The sequence below is a fragment of the Pseudomonas sp. H2_A10 genome (genome assembly GCF_054680085.1).
Map to the genome: position 1 here is coordinate 1,057,741 of NZ_CP162821.1, position 15,026 is coordinate 1,072,766.

16 protein-coding genes are annotated in these 15,026 nt (G+C 62.0%); 3 read left to right on the forward strand and 13 right to left on the reverse strand.

Annotated elements, in window-relative coordinates; genetic code table 11:
* The first annotated feature begins 22 nt into the window (after positions 1-22).
* Complete coding sequence (gene tagQ, locus AB4O23_RS04740; RefSeq protein ID WP_017526798.1) at positions 23-952, forward strand: type VI secretion system-associated lipoprotein TagQ; 930 nt, start codon at positions 23-25, stop codon at positions 950-952.
* Between the two features lie 124 nt (positions 953-1,076).
* The gene (locus tag AB4O23_RS04745) at positions 1,077-1,454 is read left to right on the forward strand and encodes a hypothetical protein (RefSeq protein ID WP_017526799.1); all 378 of its coding nucleotides are present in this window, start codon (positions 1,077-1,079) and stop codon (positions 1,452-1,454) included.
* Positions 1,455-1,507: 53 nt separating this feature from the next.
* Here AB4O23_RS04745 and AB4O23_RS04750 read toward each other — a convergent pair whose 3' ends face one another.
* The 9 genes from AB4O23_RS04750 to exbB all read right to left on the reverse strand — a co-directional run bounded on the left by AB4O23_RS04750 (position 1,508) and on the right by exbB (position 10,117).
* On the reverse strand, positions 1,508-2,908 hold the full coding sequence (locus AB4O23_RS04750) for an aminoacyl-tRNA deacylase and HDOD domain-containing protein (RefSeq protein WP_017526800.1): 1,401 nt from the start codon (positions 2,906-2,908) through the stop codon (positions 1,508-1,510).
* A gap of 77 nt (positions 2,909-2,985) precedes the next feature.
* A complete protein-coding gene (recG, locus tag AB4O23_RS04755) occupies positions 2,986-5,061 on the reverse strand; it encodes an ATP-dependent DNA helicase RecG (RefSeq protein ID WP_017526801.1) in 2,076 nt (691 codons plus the stop codon).
* Positions 5,062-5,068: 7 nt separating this feature from the next.
* Positions 5,069-5,992, reverse strand: a complete 924-nt coding sequence (locus AB4O23_RS04760) for a hydrogen peroxide-inducible genes activator (RefSeq protein ID WP_003176928.1) — start codon at positions 5,990-5,992, stop codon at positions 5,069-5,071.
* A 113-nt stretch (positions 5,993-6,105) separates the two neighbouring features.
* Positions 6,106-6,636, reverse strand: coding sequence for an iron transporter (locus AB4O23_RS04765; protein ID WP_017526802.1), 531 nt, complete (start codon positions 6,634-6,636; stop codon positions 6,106-6,108).
* A complete protein-coding gene (locus tag AB4O23_RS04770) occupies positions 6,633-7,460 on the reverse strand; it encodes an FTR1 family iron permease (RefSeq protein WP_017526803.1) in 828 nt (275 codons plus the stop codon). The genes AB4O23_RS04765 and AB4O23_RS04770 overlap by 4 nt, the downstream gene beginning before the upstream one ends.
* A 3-nt stretch (positions 7,461-7,463) precedes the next feature.
* Complete coding sequence (locus tag AB4O23_RS04775) at positions 7,464-7,799, reverse strand: cupredoxin domain-containing protein (protein WP_017526804.1); 336 nt, start codon at positions 7,797-7,799, stop codon at positions 7,464-7,466.
* Between the two features lie 168 nt (positions 7,800-7,967).
* Positions 7,968-8,717 (reverse strand): TonB family protein, encoded by a 750-nt coding sequence (locus tag AB4O23_RS04780; protein WP_017526805.1) that lies wholly within the window; start codon positions 8,715-8,717, stop codon positions 7,968-7,970.
* The gene (exbD, locus tag AB4O23_RS04785) at positions 8,714-9,139 is read right to left on the reverse strand and encodes a TonB system transport protein ExbD (RefSeq protein ID WP_017526806.1); all 426 of its coding nucleotides are present in this window, start codon (positions 9,137-9,139) and stop codon (positions 8,714-8,716) included. The genes AB4O23_RS04780 and exbD overlap by 4 nt, the downstream gene beginning before the upstream one ends.
* Positions 9,140-9,145: 6 nt before the next feature.
* Positions 9,146-10,117, reverse strand: a complete 972-nt coding sequence (gene exbB / locus AB4O23_RS04790) for a tonB-system energizer ExbB (RefSeq protein WP_065879252.1) — start codon at positions 10,115-10,117, stop codon at positions 9,146-9,148.
* Between the two features lie 189 nt (positions 10,118-10,306).
* On the opposite strand from exbB, the gene AB4O23_RS04795 reads away from it, so the two are divergent.
* The gene (locus tag AB4O23_RS04795; RefSeq protein WP_223494914.1) at positions 10,307-11,158 is read left to right on the forward strand and encodes an SDR family oxidoreductase; all 852 of its coding nucleotides are present in this window, start codon (positions 10,307-10,309) and stop codon (positions 11,156-11,158) included.
* Between the two features lie 120 nt (positions 11,159-11,278).
* Here the strand turns inward: AB4O23_RS04795 and AB4O23_RS04800 are convergent, their stop codons facing one another.
* From AB4O23_RS04800 to rpoZ, 4 genes are read right to left on the reverse strand one after another with little or no spacing between them, the layout of a single operon-like run.
* On the reverse strand, positions 11,279-12,022 hold the full coding sequence (locus AB4O23_RS04800; protein ID WP_017526809.1) for a hypothetical protein: 744 nt from the start codon (positions 12,020-12,022) through the stop codon (positions 11,279-11,281).
* A 56-nt stretch (positions 12,023-12,078) separates the two neighbouring features.
* Entirely contained in the window at positions 12,079-12,459 is a 381-nt protein-coding gene (locus AB4O23_RS04805) for a RidA family protein (RefSeq protein WP_003176922.1), read from the reverse strand.
* Positions 12,460-12,495: 36 nt separating this feature from the next.
* A complete protein-coding gene (gene spoT, locus AB4O23_RS04810; protein ID WP_460062457.1) occupies positions 12,496-14,601 on the reverse strand; it encodes a bifunctional GTP diphosphokinase/guanosine-3',5'-bis pyrophosphate 3'-pyrophosphohydrolase in 2,106 nt (701 codons plus the stop codon).
* 60 nt (positions 14,602-14,661) lie between these two features.
* The gene (gene rpoZ, locus AB4O23_RS04815; protein ID WP_003176920.1) at positions 14,662-14,925 is read right to left on the reverse strand and encodes a DNA-directed RNA polymerase subunit omega; all 264 of its coding nucleotides are present in this window, start codon (positions 14,923-14,925) and stop codon (positions 14,662-14,664) included.
* Positions 14,926-15,026: the final 101 nt, after the last annotated feature.

Consider the following 15,026-nt stretch of genomic DNA (forward strand, 5'->3'; position numbering starts at 1 on the left):
AACTTAGAAGAGAACACAACTTATGCTTTTTTCCCGTAAGGCGGTTTCCAAGCGTCATTTGCTGCTGATCGCGGCCGGCTTCAGCACGGTGCTGACCGGTTGTGCGACATCGCCGGCCTCCAAGGTCGCGTCCAGCACAAAAGTCGAGTACTACCCCAACTGCTACGAGCCGGTACAGCACCTGCGTGCCACCGATTCGAACATGACCAAGTCGGTTGTCACTGGCGCGGCCATCGGCGCTGCCGGCGGTGCCTTGCTGGGCGCCCTGACCGGCGACAAGGAAAAGCGCGGTCGTAACGCCGCGATCGGCGCAGCCGGTGGTGCCCTGGCCGGCGGCGCGGCGGGTTACTACACCGAGCGTCAGAAGCAGATCGCCGATGACAACCAGCGCATCGCCTCCTATGCCGCTGACGTGAACAAAAGCGCTTCCGATATCGATCGCAGCACGGCGTATGCCAAGGCGTCCCAGCAGTGCTACCAGAGCGCGTTCACCAAGCTGGTCTCGGACCGCAAGGCCAAGACGGTCAACGACACCGAAGGCCGCAAGCGCCTGGCGGAAATCGTCGCGGGCCTGAAGGAATCCAATGACCTGATCGTTGCGGTCAATGGCAAGGCTGCCGAAGACCTGAACAACTACACCCAGGCCTACGAGAAAGACCTGCAACAGGTCGGCGTGCAGCGTGCCGACGTGGTCACCGTGGCCAAGGCCGATGTAACGCCTGTCGTGCCGCCGGCCAACAAGAAGAAAGGCACCGGTACCAAGCCGCCGAAGAAGCCGCCGCTTCCAACCGTCCCTACCGAAGCGGTCTCCACCGAGAAAACCTTCCAGACCGCCCAGAACAAGCAGGATGAAAGCAAGAAAGTCGCCAGCGCCGGTAAGGCACAGATCGAAGGCACCTGCCGCGATCCAAACCTGGCCGACTGGGCGCCGGTGCCTTGCCCTAACGTTTGAGTAAGATGTTGCTATAAGCGTTAAACGCCAGCCGATCTGCGCCTAAAGCGCTAGATCGGTGGCGTTCTGCTTGCAATTGGTTACACTGCTGCGGCCACTTAATAATGACACCGAGGCCGCGTGCATGAAATTTCGTCTTCTCTTGTGGGTGCTGGGCCTGATGATGGGCAAAGCCAGCCGCACCAATCCTGCCTTCCAGCAACAGTTGGGTGACAAAGACCTGGCGTTCCAGTTGCAGACCCTCGACGGCAAGGTTGCCCGTCACTTCATCGTCAAAGACCAGCGTATTACCAGCCGCTCAGGGGTTCACCCGGCGCCGGCGTTCGCGATTGCGTTCAAGGATGCGGCCTACGGCTTCGCCACGATGCAGGCGAAGAATAAGCAATTGGCGTTCATGACGGGGATTCAGGACAAGTCGATCCAGATCAAGGGCAACCCGGCGCTGGTGATCTGGTTCCAGGGGTTGACCAAGTATTTGCGGCCGAAGAAAAAGAAGAACTGAGGTTTTTCAATAAAACCGAGTGGCTCCCGATAGCGGCCTGACAGGTTATACATTCAGCCTTGGCTGAACTGAGAGGCCAGCTCTCGCAACAGCACTTCGGCGTCCAGCACCTTGGCGACCACTTCCTCAGCCTTTTCGCGGCTCAAGCCCAGACGCTCCAGCAACGCATCCGGGATGGTTTCATCCGGCCCGGATCCAATCCCGCGGCTGCGCAACAGGCGCACGGCCAGGCACACCAGGTTCGGGTATTCGGCGTATTGGCCGTCGTAGGTCGGGTCGTGCTGGAAGCGCAGGGCGGTGGACAGTTCATCCGGCATGTCCCAATAGCGCATCAGCCAGGCACCGATCTGTTCGCGGCTGATGCCCAGCAGGTGCTGTTCCACGTAGCTGTGGCACAGGTGCGGGTTGACCTCCAGATGGCGGCAGATCAGTGAGAAGTGCGGCGGAAACACGTGGGCCAGCAGCAGGTAACCGAAGTTGTGCAGCAGGCCGGCGAGGTAAGTCAGGCCGGCTTCCGGGCGCTGGGCGCGGGGCATGGCACGGGTCAGGCCTTCGATCACGGCGGCGGTGTAGATCGACTGGTGCCAGTACGGCGTGGCCTGGTGGGGGTGATCTTTGGGCAGGCTCAGGGTTTTGCCCAGGGCCAGGCCCAGCGCCAGGTTGATGACCAGGTCAAAGCCCAGCACGCGGACGATGGCGTCTTCCACCGAGCGGATCTTGCCCGGTGATGCGTAGTACGGGGACGCTGCCCAGCTCACCACTTGAGCCGCCAGCGCCGGGTCGGTTTCGACCACGCCGGTGATGTCGTCGATGGTCGCATTGGGGTCCACGCGCAGCTTGATGATCTTTTGCGCGGTGTCGGCCAGCGGCGGAATCTCGATAGTCGCTTCCAGGCGCTGCTGAATGCGGCGCGCGGTGAACGCCTGCATGGCCTGAGTGATTTCCTCGCGGTCATCGTTGGGGCGGTCGAGGTTGGGGCGGATATTGCTCAGCGGCTCGCCGAACTGCGCGGCGCTGGCCTTGGTGAGCATGGTTTTGAAGGCGTCACTGGCGATTTCCAGCAGTAACCCGGCTTCGCCAGAGTGCACCAGCAGACTCGGCTCGTTGAGCAGGCTGCCTTCGTACAGACATGGCGAACTGGTAAGTGCCGGCAACCCGGGCAGCAGGCTCAGCTCATGCTTGTCCAGCATGCGCCTGACGCGTTCCGGCGGCACCGCCGTGAGGCGGCGGCCGGTGAGTTCGGTGAGGCGGTTGAGGTCGAGCAACTGGTTTTGCGGAAACAGCACCATCAGTGCGCCCACCGCATCTTCCAGCAGCACCGCCTGGACCTTTCGTGCTGGATTCAGGCCCGGATGTTCGATGACTTCCGCGTAGGGGATGGCGAGTTTTGCGAGCAGAGCCCGAATGACCGGCGGGGCGGTCAGTGGGGCTGTGGCGAGAGCAACTTCTGACATGGCCTGATCCAAATTCGTACAGTCACCGAAGTATAACCAGCTTGATACATCTGTAGGTCGCTTAAGTGAGTCAGGCGTCACACTTGGCCGTATTGCTGCCCGTGGCGCAGCCAGCGATCCAGCAGCGGGCTGACGTGATCCGGCCAGCGTTCCAGCAGGGCTTGCGCCGCATCGCGTACGGCAGGCAACAAATCGGCGTCACGCATCAGGTCGGCGACCTTGAATTGCAACAGGCCGGTCTGGCGAGTACCGAGCATTTCGCCGGGGCCGCGCAGTTCCAGGTCTTTTTCGGCAATGACAAAACCGTCGTTGGTCTCGCGCATGATGCCCAGGCGCTGACGGCCGATCTGCGACAGCGGAGGGTGATACAACAATACGCAGTGGCTGGCCGCACTGCCCCGGCCCACGCGGCCGCGCAGCTGGTGCAGTTGCGCCAGGCCCAGGCGCTCTGGGTTTTCGATGATCATCAAGCTGGCGTTGGGCACGTCCACGCCGACTTCAATCACCGTGGTGGCCACCAGCAATTGCAGATTGCCGGCCTTGAATTCGGCCATCACCGCCGCTTTTTCCACTGGTTTCATACGCCCGTGAATCAGCCCGACCTTGAGTTCGCCGAGGGCGCTGGTGAGGTCCTCGAAGGTGGTTTCGGCGGCCTGGCAGGTCAGCTCTTCGGACTCTTCGATCAGCGTGCACACCCAATACGCCTGGCGCCCTTCTGCGCACGCGCCGCGTACGCGTTCAATCACTTCCACCCGCCGGGTGTCGGTGACCAGCACGGTGTTGACCGGGGTACGCCCTGGCGGCAGTTCGTCGAGGATCGAGGTGTCGAGGTCGGCGTAGGCGCTCATGGCCAGGGTGCGGGGGATTGGTGTGGCGGTCATGATCAACTGGTGCGGGTTCATGCGCCCGCCCACGCCTTTTTGGCGCAGGGCCAGGCGTTGTTGCACGCCGAAGCGGTGTTGCTCGTCGATGATCACCAGGGCCAGGTTCTTGAACTGCACTTCGTCCTGGAACAGCGCGTGGGTGCCCACCACCATCGGCGCGCCGCCGGCGATCTGTTCCAGGGCCGCTGCGCGGTTCTTGCCCTTGAGCTTGCCGGCCAGCCATGCCACTTCCAGGCCCAGCGGTTCGAGCCAGCGCTTGAAGGTGATGAAGTGCTGCTCGGCAAGGATCTCGGTTGGCGCCATCAACGCCACCTGATAGCCCGCCTCCAGTGCCTGCAAGGCGGCGAGGGCGGCGACCACGGTCTTGCCGGCGCCCACGTCGCCCTGGATCAGACGCAGCATCGGCTCTTGCTGGCTGAGGTCGTAGGCGATTTCATTGCCAACGCGCTGCTGGGCACCGGTGGGCGCAAAACCGAGGTTGGCCAGGTATTGCGCGGGCAGGCGCGTGGCCTTGGGCATCGCCGGCGCGCGCAGGGAACGCATGCTTTCGCGCAGGCGCTGCTGGGACAACTGATGGGTGAGCAGTTCTTCGAAAGCCAGGCGGTGCTGGGCCCAGTGATGACCCAGGGCCAGTTCGTCGACATCGGCATCGGCCGGCGGGTTATGCAAATAGCGAATCGCGTCATCCAGCGGCGCCAATTGATAATCGCGGGCCAGTTCCAGGGGCAGCCAGTCGGGCAGGCTCTTGGGGCCGAGCATCGTCAGCGTCTGCATGCATAGCTGGCGCAGGCGCTGCTGGGTAAGGCCTTCGGTAAGCGGATAAATCGGCGTGAGGGTGGTGTCTACCGGCGGCGGTTCGTCGCCGGTAATCGCACGGTATTCAGGGTGGTAGATCTCCAGGCCGGACGCCCCGGGGCGCGCTTCGCCGTAGCAGCGTACGCGGGTACCCCGCTTGAGGCCGTCCTTCTGCGCGTTGCTGAAATGGTAGAAGCGCAGGCTCAGGCCGCCGGTGCCGTCCTGCAGGCGCACGACCAGGCTGCGACGCTTGCCCATCACCACGTCGGCGCCGCTGACCGTGCCTTCGACCACCGCATCCTGCCCAGGGCGCAATTGGCCGATGGGTACCACGCGGGTGCGGTCCTGGTAGCGCAGGGGCAGGTGGAACAGCACGTCCTGGAGGTTTTCCAGGCCGACCTTGGCCAACTTCTCGGCCATGGCTTCACCGACACCCTTGAGTGCCGTCACCGACACCTGCGACAACTCGGTCATACGGTTTTCAGCTCGCAGCGGCAGGCGGCTTGGCCACCGAGCATAGGCGGATCGAGTCGGCGAGGATCTCAATCGCTTTGGGCCGCGGGAAACTCGCGCGCCAGGCGATCGCCACGGTACGGAACGGCACCGGCGGCGTCAGTGGGCGCACTTCGATCACGCCGGGGGCGTAGTGATGGCTGTCCACCGCCGACAGCGGCAGGATCGAGATACCCAGGCCGGAGGCGACCATGTGGCGGATGGTTTCCAGGGAGCTGGACTCCACCGTGGTGTGCTTGGCGCCGTCGTTGCCCTTGGTGAGGGTTGGGCAGGCTTCCAGCACCTGGTCGCGGAAGCAGTGGCCTTCGCCCAGCAGCAGCAGGCTCTTGTCGTTGAGCAGCCCGGCGTCGATGGTGGTTTTCTGGGTCCACGGGTGGGAGGCGGGCATCAGCACCTGGAAGGGCTCGTCGTAGAGCTGCAGGGTGAGTACGTCCGCCTCGTTGAACGGCAGGGCGATGATGATCGCGTCCAGCTCGCCGTTGCGCAGTTTGTCGCGCAATACGTGGGTGAAGTTTTCTTCGATATACAGCGGCATCTGCGGGGCAACGCGGTGCAGTTGCGGGATCAGGTGCGGGAACAGATACGGGCCGACGGTGTAGATCGCGCCGACCTTGAGCGGGGCAGTCAGCTGGTTCTTGCCGGCCTGGGCCAGCTCGCGAATGCTCTGCGCTTGCTCCAGTACTTTTTGAGCCTGGGCCACGATACCTTCGCCCACGGGAGTCAGGCGCACGGCGCTTTTGCTGCGCTCGAAAATCAGCACACCGAGTTCGTCTTCAAGCTTTTTCACGCCCACCGACAGCGTCGGCTGGCTGACGTGGCAACGCTCAGCCGCGTGGCCGAAGTGTTGTTCTTGGGCGAGGGTCACGATGTAGCGTAATTCTGTAAGAGTCATAGCGGGCGTCCATGAGGTTGCGGGCCAAGCATACCGGCTGCAATCGATAGACGCACGTTATCAGACACAGTGGTGCTTACGACACCCGCTAATCGGCTGTCGTAAGCAGGGACTCAACTCTGTGGGTACTTGAATGTGAAGGTTTTGGTGAAGGGGGACCACCATTCAGGCACACCGGTTTCCTTGTCGACGTGATGGAAAAACCCCTTGATCTGCGGGCTTTCGTAGCGCAGTACCACGGTGTACGTGCCGGGGCCGTCCATCTTCACGTTGTTGGCATAATGGGCACCGTCTTTGGCGACCATCGGCAGCAGCGTGCCGATCTCCTTGTAGTCCGGCGCGCCTTGCTTGATCAGCGAGTAGGTGATGGTCAGGTACGGTACCCATTCACCGTTGGCCAGGCCGTACTTGTTATCGGCGGTGGCGTGGACGTCGGTTTCCAGGTGTACCGAGTCCTTGCTCATGACCATGCCTGGCGGCATGGGCGCCATTTCGATGCCCACCAGGTAGGACGATGCGATTTCCATGTCATTGGCCTGCACCGGGCCGCCAATCGGGTATTCGCGGGCTTGGGCGAGGGTGGACATGGCCGCGCCGCCGACGAGTATCAACGCGGCGGCCAAGGGTTTGCTCAAAGGTTTCATGGGGTAGCTCCGTGGGAGGTGGAACGTGAGTGAAGCAATCGACTGCCCGTCACCAGAAGCAGCAACGTGACCACCCAGGCAACCAGCTGAACACCCAGCGGTCGATCGGTGTAGCCCACCAGCGCTTGCAGCGCCCTGCCGGTGAGGCTGGCGTCGGACACCAGCCAGGAAGTGTCCCAGAGCTGATAGCCCCAGGCAGGAATCAGGTCGATACCGGCGAGGATCGCGGCGGCGCGTCCGGCCATACCGGCGGCGAGCAGCGCGATCATCCAGGCGGTGATCGAGAACAGGCGCTTGAGGCTGACGGCGATCAGGCCGCGATACAGCAGCCACGACAGGGCTGCGCCGGCGAAGATGCCAAGCACGCCGCCGGCCAGCATCGTCAGTGGGTCGGTGTGGGTCGAGGCGGCAATGCCATACAGGAACAGGACGATCTCGGAGCCTTCGCGCAACACCGCCACGGTGATCACCACAGCGAGCGCCCAGAGTGATTTTTCCCCACGCAGCACCGCATTGCCGGCGCTGCGCAGTTGTGCCGCCAGCTCACGTCCATGGGTGGCCATCCACAGGTTGTGCCAGCCGAGCATGAAGACCGCCACGATCAGAATCGCCGCGTTGAAAATTTCTTGACCGAACCCTTGCAGCGCCTGGGTGATTGCCCCGGTAAACAGCGCCAGAAGGCCCGCACCCAATACGCCTGCGGCGATCCCGCCGCCGATAAACAGGCCGCGTCGCGCCAGCCCCTGGGTGGCGGCCATGACGATCCCGACCACGATCCCGGCTTCCAGCACTTCGCGAAACACAATCAATAGACACGCGAGCATGGCCTACTCCTTCGCCGCGATGGCGGTGACCGTGCCTTTGGCCTGGTCTGGGTGGTAGTCATCGAAGAAGGTGTAGGTGCCTGGGTGCAGCGGGCCGGCGAACACCGTGACGGTGTTGCCGGGAACAATGATTTTTTCGAACTTCATGTCATAGCTTTCGAACTCATCGACGCTCTCGTCATGGCTGGTGAGCTGGATCCGAAAGCGTTCGCCCGCAGGCACTTCGAAGCTTGAAGGGGTGAAGGTGTGGTTTTGAATGTCCAGCGTGACCAGTCGATCGGCCTGGGCGGCGACCGGAAACGCAAGCAGGGCGAGGGTCAATCGGGCGAGGTTGCGCACACCGGCTATCCACTAATGAGAACTGTTCGCGGATGATTGGCGTTGCAATGAAGTGTTACAAGTGAAGATTGGGTGTGCACACAACCTGTTCAATCCCGGTTCAGGTTGAAGGCTGTGCGAGGGGAGGGAGCGGCAACCGTGGGCACCCGAGAGTGCCCACGCAGAGGCTTAGCGTCGACGTTTTTCGATGTTGTACACGAACGGTGCAACGATCTCGATACTGCCACCTTTCAACATGTCAGCCGGTGGCTTGGGCAGCGGTTGGGCACGACGGATCATGTCCAGGGTTGCACGGTCCAGGTCGGCGTTGCCGGAACGGCCCACCAACTCGTAGGACAGTACGTTGCCATCGGCATCGACGACGAATTTCAGGCGGTTCAGGCCTTCCTTGCCACGGGCCTGAGCGCCTGGCGGGTACTTCTTGTACTTCTGCAAGTGCGCCAACAGGGTGCCTTCCCAGGATGCCTTGGCTGCGATCTGCTGCGGCGATGGGCCAGGCACCGGCTGGGCCGATTTTTCAGCGGGCGCCTGGGTTGGCGGCGCGTCGCTCGGTGGGTCCTCGGAAGGTTTTTCCTTGGGCGGTTCGATCTTTTTCTCTACCGGCTTGGGCGGCTGAGGTTTGGGCTTGGGCTTGACCGGCTTAGGCACCTGGATCGTCGGCTTGGGCGCCTCGGCCAGTTTCGGCAAAGGCAACTCTTCTACCGGAGCGGGCGGCTGCGGCGGCGTGACCACTTTCGGCGGGGCCGGCGGCGGTGGCGCGGGCATCGGTGCCAGGTCGATGACCATGGCGGCCGGTGGCAGTTGCACCGTGCGCGGCGCCGACCAGTGGAGCGCGATGGCAATCGCGACGGCATGCACGCCCAGCACGACGGCGAGGCTGGTGCCATAACGCGTCAGTTTGTGGCGCGTCGTGATCATTTCTTGGCTGCCGTCTCAAGTCCGACCAGGCCCACCTTGAGGTAGCCGGCTGCCCGCAAGGCATCCATCACGCTCATCAGGTCGCCGTAATCCACGCCTTTGTCGGCCTGGAAGAAGATCGTCGTGTCCTTCTTGCCTTGGGTCTTGGCGTCGAGCACCGGGCCCAGGGTTTCGGTTTTCACTTCTTCTTCACCCAGGAACAGGCGTTGGTCCGCCTTGACGCTGAGGAAGATCGGCTTCTCCGGCCGCGGCGCGGGCTTGGCGCTGGACGCAGGGAGGTCGACCTTGATATCCACGGTGGCCAGCGGTGCGGCCACCATGAAGATGATGAGCAATACCAGCATCACGTCGATGAACGGCGTGACGTTGATCTCGTGGTTCTCGACGAGTTCGTCGTCGCCTTGATTCAAATGCAGGCCCATGGCCGATTACCCCACTTTCACCATGTGCGGTTGCGAGCTGCGCTCGGTAGGCAGGTGATCGAGGTCGCGGCTGACCAGCAGCAACACTTCTGCCGACGCGTCGGATACCTGGGCCTTGTAGCCGGCAATCGAACGGGCGAAGACGTTGTAGATCACCACCGCAGGGATCGCGGCAACCAGGCCCAGGGCCGTGGCCAGCAGGGCTTCGGCGATGCCGGGGGCAACGACGGCGAGGTTGGTGGTCTGGGTTTTGGCGATGCCGATAAAGCTGTTCATGATGCCCCACACGGTGCCGAACAGGCCGACGAAGGGGGCGGTGGAACCGATAGTGGCGAGTACGCCGGTGCCGCTGCTCATGTTACGGCCGCAAGCCGCTACCAGGCGCTCGAGGCGGAAGCTGACACGCTCCTTGATGCCTTCTTTTTCGCGGGTATTGGCCGACAGGCGCATTTCTTCCAGGGCGTCGTGCACCAACAGGTTGGCCAGTGTGCCTTTTTTGGTTGCGCTTTCACTCGCTTCCTTGAGGGTGGCCGCCTTCTTCAGGTGGACGATTTCAGTGCGCAGACGACGTTTGGCGCCCAGCAGTTCGAAGCCCTTGGCGATCCAGATGGTCCACGTGATGATCGAAGCGATGGCGAGGCCGATCATCACGGCTTTCACCACGACGTCAGCGTTCTGGTACATGCCCCATGGCGACAGGTCGTGGGCCATGCCCAGGGTGTTGTCTTCTTCCAGCACGACGCCGGTGTCTTGCGCGTCGGCGGGCGCGGCCGGGTTGGCGGCATCTGGCGCTGCGACAGGTGCGGCCGGGGCAGCGGCATTTTGCTCGGCGGCAACCGGGGTGGCTGGAGCGGTGGCATCAGCGAATGCGGCGGTCGGCGCCAGCAGTACGCTGAACAGCATCGCAGCAATCGCGCGCCAGGCGCGGGACGGGCTGTGAGGCTTGGTTGGCGAAGCGGGGGTTGTATTACGTGTCATGCTGGCCGGACCTGAGAAGAAAAAATGAGTGAGCGCCCTACCAGACCTAGGACGGTCGAGGACAAATGGGCGGTCATTATTGCAAGTAATTCTTGTTAACAGAAGTAATACAGTAACTTTATTTGTGCTTTTTCTGGCCGCCGGTCCGCTGTGAGGGCTAACCTAGACCTTTGAATACGGAGTTTTGTGATGTCTGCACCTTCTGTTGTGATTGCCGGATGCGGCGATGTGGGTAGTCGGCTGGCTAGCCAATTGCTGGCCTCGGAATGGGAGGTTCATGGCCTGCGCCGCGATATTTCGCGGTTGCCTGAGGGCGTCATCGGCATTGCCGGGGACCTGTTCAAAAAGGACTGCCCCGACACTTGGCCCATCGGCGGCGTGGATTATCTGGTGTATTGCGCCGCTGCGACGGATCACGACGAAGCCGGCTATCGCGCTGCTTACATTCAGGGTTTGAAGCACGTGCTGGAGTGGCTGGAAGACTACGGCCAGGCGCCCAAACACTTGCTGTTTGTGTCCAGCAGCAGCGTCTACGGGCAGCAGAACGGTGAGTGGGTAGATGAAGCCTCGGACACTCAGGCTAAGGGGTATTCCGGACAAGTCATGCTCGAAGCCGAGCAGGTTGCACTGAGCAGCGGCATACCCGCGAGCATTGTGCGCTTGACCGGTATTTACGGCCCGGGTCGCGAATGGCTGCTGACCCAGGTGCGCCAGGGTTACCGTGTGGCGGTGGACCCACCTTTGTATGGCAACCGCATACACGCCGATGACGCTGCGGGGTTGCTGGCGTTTTTGTTGCGTCATGTGGAACAGGGCGGTTCGTTGGACAAGGTCTACATTGGCGTCGACGACGCGCCAGCACCGTTGGCTGAGGTGGTGGCCTGGCTGCGTGACTATCTTGGGGTTACCGAGTGGTCCGAGGACGCCAGTGTGCGCCGTGCCGGCAGCAAGCAATGCAGCAATGCGCGAGCCAAGGCGCTGGGCTGGAAGCCGAGGTATCCGACTTACCGTGAAGGCTACGCGGCGATTCTGAAAGGCTGAAACGCGATCAAAAATGTGGGAGGGGGCTTGCTCCCGATAGCGATAGATCAGTCAAAGAGATGTCGACTGATGCACCGCTATCGGAGCAACCCCCCCACATTTGGATCTGTGTAGGGTTGCTTATTGCTTTTCAAGCAGCCACTGGCGGGGGCCGGGAGTGAACTGGGGCACTTCGTCCGTCCGCGCGGTATTGATCGCCTGGAATATCTCCAGTTGCTTGCCTTTACGCACAAAGATCCAAGGGTTGCCGACGCCGTTGAGCTGCAGCCAGATGCTGTCATAACCGCCGCTCATGGAGGCGCAGTCTCCGGCCAGGCACAGCGAATAGCGATCGACCCCCGGCAGGCCGGCGACTTTGCCGTCCGCCTGGAACTGTACGATAGCGCCGCTACCGAAGCCGTCGCTGATCTTCCAGTCGCCGCCCATATAGGCTGCGTACAGCGCACGTTCGAAGTTGGCACCCAGCGGTGCACCTTCCGGTGCGGGCTCTTTGGCGCGGGCAAACAGCTGTTCGGGCTCGTTATCGTTGGCCACCTGCAGCAGTTGTTTGCCTTTACGCTTGAGTTCGGTGGCGGAGCTGCCGTAGAAGTCCACGCTCCAGGCGCCGGATTTCTCACCGAGCAACTTGCCTTCCGCAACCTCGAAACCGTTGTAGTAGCGTGCCTGGGAGGCCTTGGTATTCACCTCCCATTCGAGGTTCGGGCCAAAGCTCTGCAACGCTTCACGCAAAGGGCCGCCCTTGGCTGCCGCATCGATGGCGACCTGATTGATCCAGGTGCCGCTCACATCCAGGTCGGCAGGGTTGCTGGCGCAGCCGCCGAGCATCAGGGCGAGCAACGAAGTGGCTACAAGCGCTTTGCGCATCATGAAATCCTTTTAAAACGAAGTCGGCGCAGCCTGTTAGAGGCTGCGCCGGGTTTTTACTCGATGACCAGAATCGCGTCCATCTCAACCTGCGCGCCCTTTGGCAGGGCAGCAACGCCGATGGCGGCGCGGGCTGGGTAAGGCTGTTCGAAGTACTTGCCCATGATCTCGTTGACCTTGGCGAAGTGGCTCAGGTCGGTGAGGAAAATGTTCAGCTTGACGATGTCCTTGAACGAACCGCCGGCGGCTTCGGCCACGGACTTGAGGTTCTCGAAGACCTGCACGGTCTGAGCTTCGAAGCCTTCCACCAGCTCCATGGTTTTCGGGTCCAGCGGGATCTGGCCGGACATATAGACGGTGTTGCCCGCCTTGATCGCCTGGGAGTAGGTGCCGATGGCGGCCGGGGCTTTGTCGCTGGTGATAACGGTCTTGGTCATTTATGACTCCTTGTAAGAGATGACTTATCTGAAAGGCTATGCCCGCATGCGGGTAATGCGGATCACACCGGTCAAGGCGCGCAGTTTCTTGATCACGCGGGCCAGGTGCACGCGGTCGTGCACGCTGACCACCAGCTGGACCACGCTGATGCGGCCATCGCGCTCGTCCATGCTGATTTTCTCGATATTGCCGTCAGCGGCGTTGACGCTGCTGGCCAGCAGGGCGATCAGGCCGCGCTGGTGCTCCAGCTCTACTCGCAGCTCGACGTTGAACTCGCCGGTGACATCCTTGGCCCAGGAGAGCTGGATGCATTTTTCCGGGTTGTGGCGGATTTCGGTGATGTTGCGGCAGTTGTCCAGGTGCACCACCATGCCTTTGCCCGCGGACAAGTGGCCGACAATCGGGTCGCCCGGGATCGGCGTGCAGCACTTGGCGTAGCTGAGCACCAGGCCCTCGGTGCCGCGAATCGCCAGCGGGCCTTCCGGGCTTGGCAGCTGTTCGCCTTCGCCGAGCAGGCGGCGGGCGACCACGTAGGCCATGCGGTTGCCCAGGCCAATATCTTCCAGCAGGTCTTCGATGGTCTCCTGGCGATACTCGTGGAGCATTGCTTGCACGCGCTCTTGCGGGATCTTGTCCAGGGCGCTGTCGAAACCGTTGAGCACCTTGTTCAGCAGGCGTTCGCCGAGGCTGATGGATTCGGAGCGGCGCTGCAGTTTCAGCGCGTGGCGGATGTGCGTGCGCGCCTTGCCGGTGACCACGAAGTTGAGCCACGCTGGGTTCGGCCGTGCGCCCGGTGCGCTGACGATCTCCACCGTGGAGCCGCTTTGCAGCGGCTCGGACAGCGGGGCCAGGCGCCGGTTGATGCGGCACGCAATGCAACTGTTGCCGACATCGGTATGCACGGCGTAGGCAAAGTCGACCGCCGTGGAGCCTTTGGGCAGCTCCATGATCCGGCCTTTGGGCGTGAACACGTAGACCTCGTCCGGGAACAGGTCGATCTTCACGCTTTCGATAAATTCGAGGGAGTTGCCCGCGCGTTGCTGCATTTCCAGCACGCCTTTGACCCATTGGCGGGCGCGGGCGTGGGTGCCTTTTGGCTGCTCGTCGCCACTGGATTTGTACAGCCAGTGGGCGGCGATGCCATTGTTGGCCATCTCTTCCATCTCGCGGGTGCGGATCTGGATCTCGATCGGTACGCCGTGCATACCGAACAGCGTGGTATGCAGCGACTGGTAGCCGTTGGCCTTGGGAATCGCGATGTAGTCCTTGAAGCGGCCCGGCAGAGGTTTGTACAAATTATGTACAGCGCCCAGCACGCGGTAGCAGGTGTCGACCTTGTCGACGATGATCCTGAACGCGTATACGTCCATGATCTCGTTGAAGGCCCGGCGCTTGCCGCGCATCTTCTTATAGATGCCGTAGATGTGCTTCTGCCGTCCGCTGACCTCGCCCTCGATCTCGTCGATCGCCAGGCAATGGCTCAGCGACTCTTCGATCTTGTTGACGATTTCCTTGCGATTGCCCCTGGCGCGTTTGAACGCCTGGTAGATGCGCGCCGAACGCATCGGGTGCATGGCCTTGAAACCGAGGTCTTCGAACTCGATACGAATGGCGTGCATGCCCAGCCGGTTGGCGATGGGCGCGTAGATTTCCAGGGTTTCCTTGGCGATGCGCCGGCGCTTTTCGCCGGACAGCACTTCCAGCGTGCGCATGTTGTGCAGCCGGTCGGCCAGCTTGACCAGAATCACCCGGATATCCCGGGCCATGGCCATGGCCATCTTCTGGAAGTTTTCGGCCTGGGCTTCGGCCTTGGTCTCGAAATTCATCTGGGTCAGTTTGCTGACCCCGTCGACCAGTTCGGCCACGGTCTCGCCAAATTGCGAACTGAGCGCTTCCTTGGCGATGCCGGTGTCTTCGATCACGTCATGCAGCATCGCGGCCATCAGGCTCTGATGGTCCATGTGCATGTCGGCAAGAATATTTGCCACCGCAAGAGGATGCGTGACATACGCCTCGCCGCTACGGCGGCGTTGGCCGTCGTGGGCTTGTTCGGCGTAGAAATACGCTCGGCGGACCAGGTTGACCTGGTCGGGGCCGAGGTAGGTCGATAAGCGATCGGCGAGGGCGTCTATGCTCGGCAAAGTGTGAACTCCTGCCGAAGGCTGTGACCCCGCGCCGTGCTACGTCGACCAGGCATAGGCTTAGACGGCCTCGTTGGACTCGTCCTCGAACGCTGCAAACAGCGGTTCGTCTTCAACGATTTCAGCGTTGGCAATGAACTCGTAGCTCATCAGGCCTTCAGCGATTTCGCGCAGGGCCACAACGGTAGGCTTGTCGTTTTCCCACTGGACCAGGGGCTCTTTGCCGCCAGTGGCCAGTTGACGGGCACGCTTGGTAGAGAGCATGACCAGCTCAAAGCGGTTATCCACGTGTTCTAGGCAGTCTTCAACGGTTACGCGGGCCATGGTATTCCTCGGAGCGAATGCAAGATGCGCGCTGCCCGGTTGGGCGAGCGGACTGAGCAGTTTAAAAAATCACCAGCGTTTAGGGAAGCGCTGATTTTTCT

Excerpts from the sequence above, each read along its gene's own strand:
- AB4O23_RS04805 (WP_003176922.1), bottom strand. The coding sequence starts at position 12,459 with ATGACCAAGACCGTTATCACCAGCGACAAAGCCCCGGCCGCCATCGGC.
- AB4O23_RS04760 (WP_003176928.1), bottom strand. The coding sequence starts at position 5,992 with ATGACTCTTACAGAATTACGCTACATCGTGACCCTCGCCCAAGAACAA.
- AB4O23_RS04795 (WP_223494914.1), top strand. The coding sequence starts at position 10,307 with ATGTCTGCACCTTCTGTTGTGATTGCCGGATGCGGCGATGTGGGTAGT.
- AB4O23_RS04800 (WP_017526809.1), bottom strand. The coding sequence starts at position 12,022 with ATGCGCAAAGCGCTTGTAGCCACTTCGTTGCTCGCCCTGATGCTCGGC.
- AB4O23_RS04765 (WP_017526802.1), bottom strand. The coding sequence starts at position 6,636 with ATGAAACCTTTGAGCAAACCCTTGGCCGCCGCGTTGATACTCGTCGGC.
- tagQ (WP_017526798.1), top strand. The coding sequence starts at position 23 with ATGCTTTTTTCCCGTAAGGCGGTTTCCAAGCGTCATTTGCTGCTGATC.
- recG (WP_017526801.1), bottom strand. The coding sequence starts at position 5,061 with ATGACCGAGTTGTCGCAGGTGTCGGTGACGGCACTCAAGGGTGTCGGT.
- AB4O23_RS04745 (WP_017526799.1), top strand. The coding sequence starts at position 1,077 with ATGAAATTTCGTCTTCTCTTGTGGGTGCTGGGCCTGATGATGGGCAAA.
- AB4O23_RS04780 (WP_017526805.1), bottom strand. The coding sequence starts at position 8,717 with ATGATCACGACGCGCCACAAACTGACGCGTTATGGCACCAGCCTCGCC.
- exbD (WP_017526806.1), bottom strand. The coding sequence starts at position 9,139 with ATGGGCCTGCATTTGAATCAAGGCGACGACGAACTCGTCGAGAACCAC.
- AB4O23_RS04750 (WP_017526800.1), bottom strand. The coding sequence starts at position 2,908 with ATGTCAGAAGTTGCTCTCGCCACAGCCCCACTGACCGCCCCGCCGGTC.
- exbB (WP_065879252.1), bottom strand. The coding sequence starts at position 10,117 with ATGACACGTAATACAACCCCCGCTTCGCCAACCAAGCCTCACAGCCCG.
- rpoZ (WP_003176920.1), bottom strand. The coding sequence starts at position 14,925 with ATGGCCCGCGTAACCGTTGAAGACTGCCTAGAACACGTGGATAACCGC.
- AB4O23_RS04770 (WP_017526803.1), bottom strand. The coding sequence starts at position 7,460 with ATGCTCGCGTGTCTATTGATTGTGTTTCGCGAAGTGCTGGAAGCCGGG.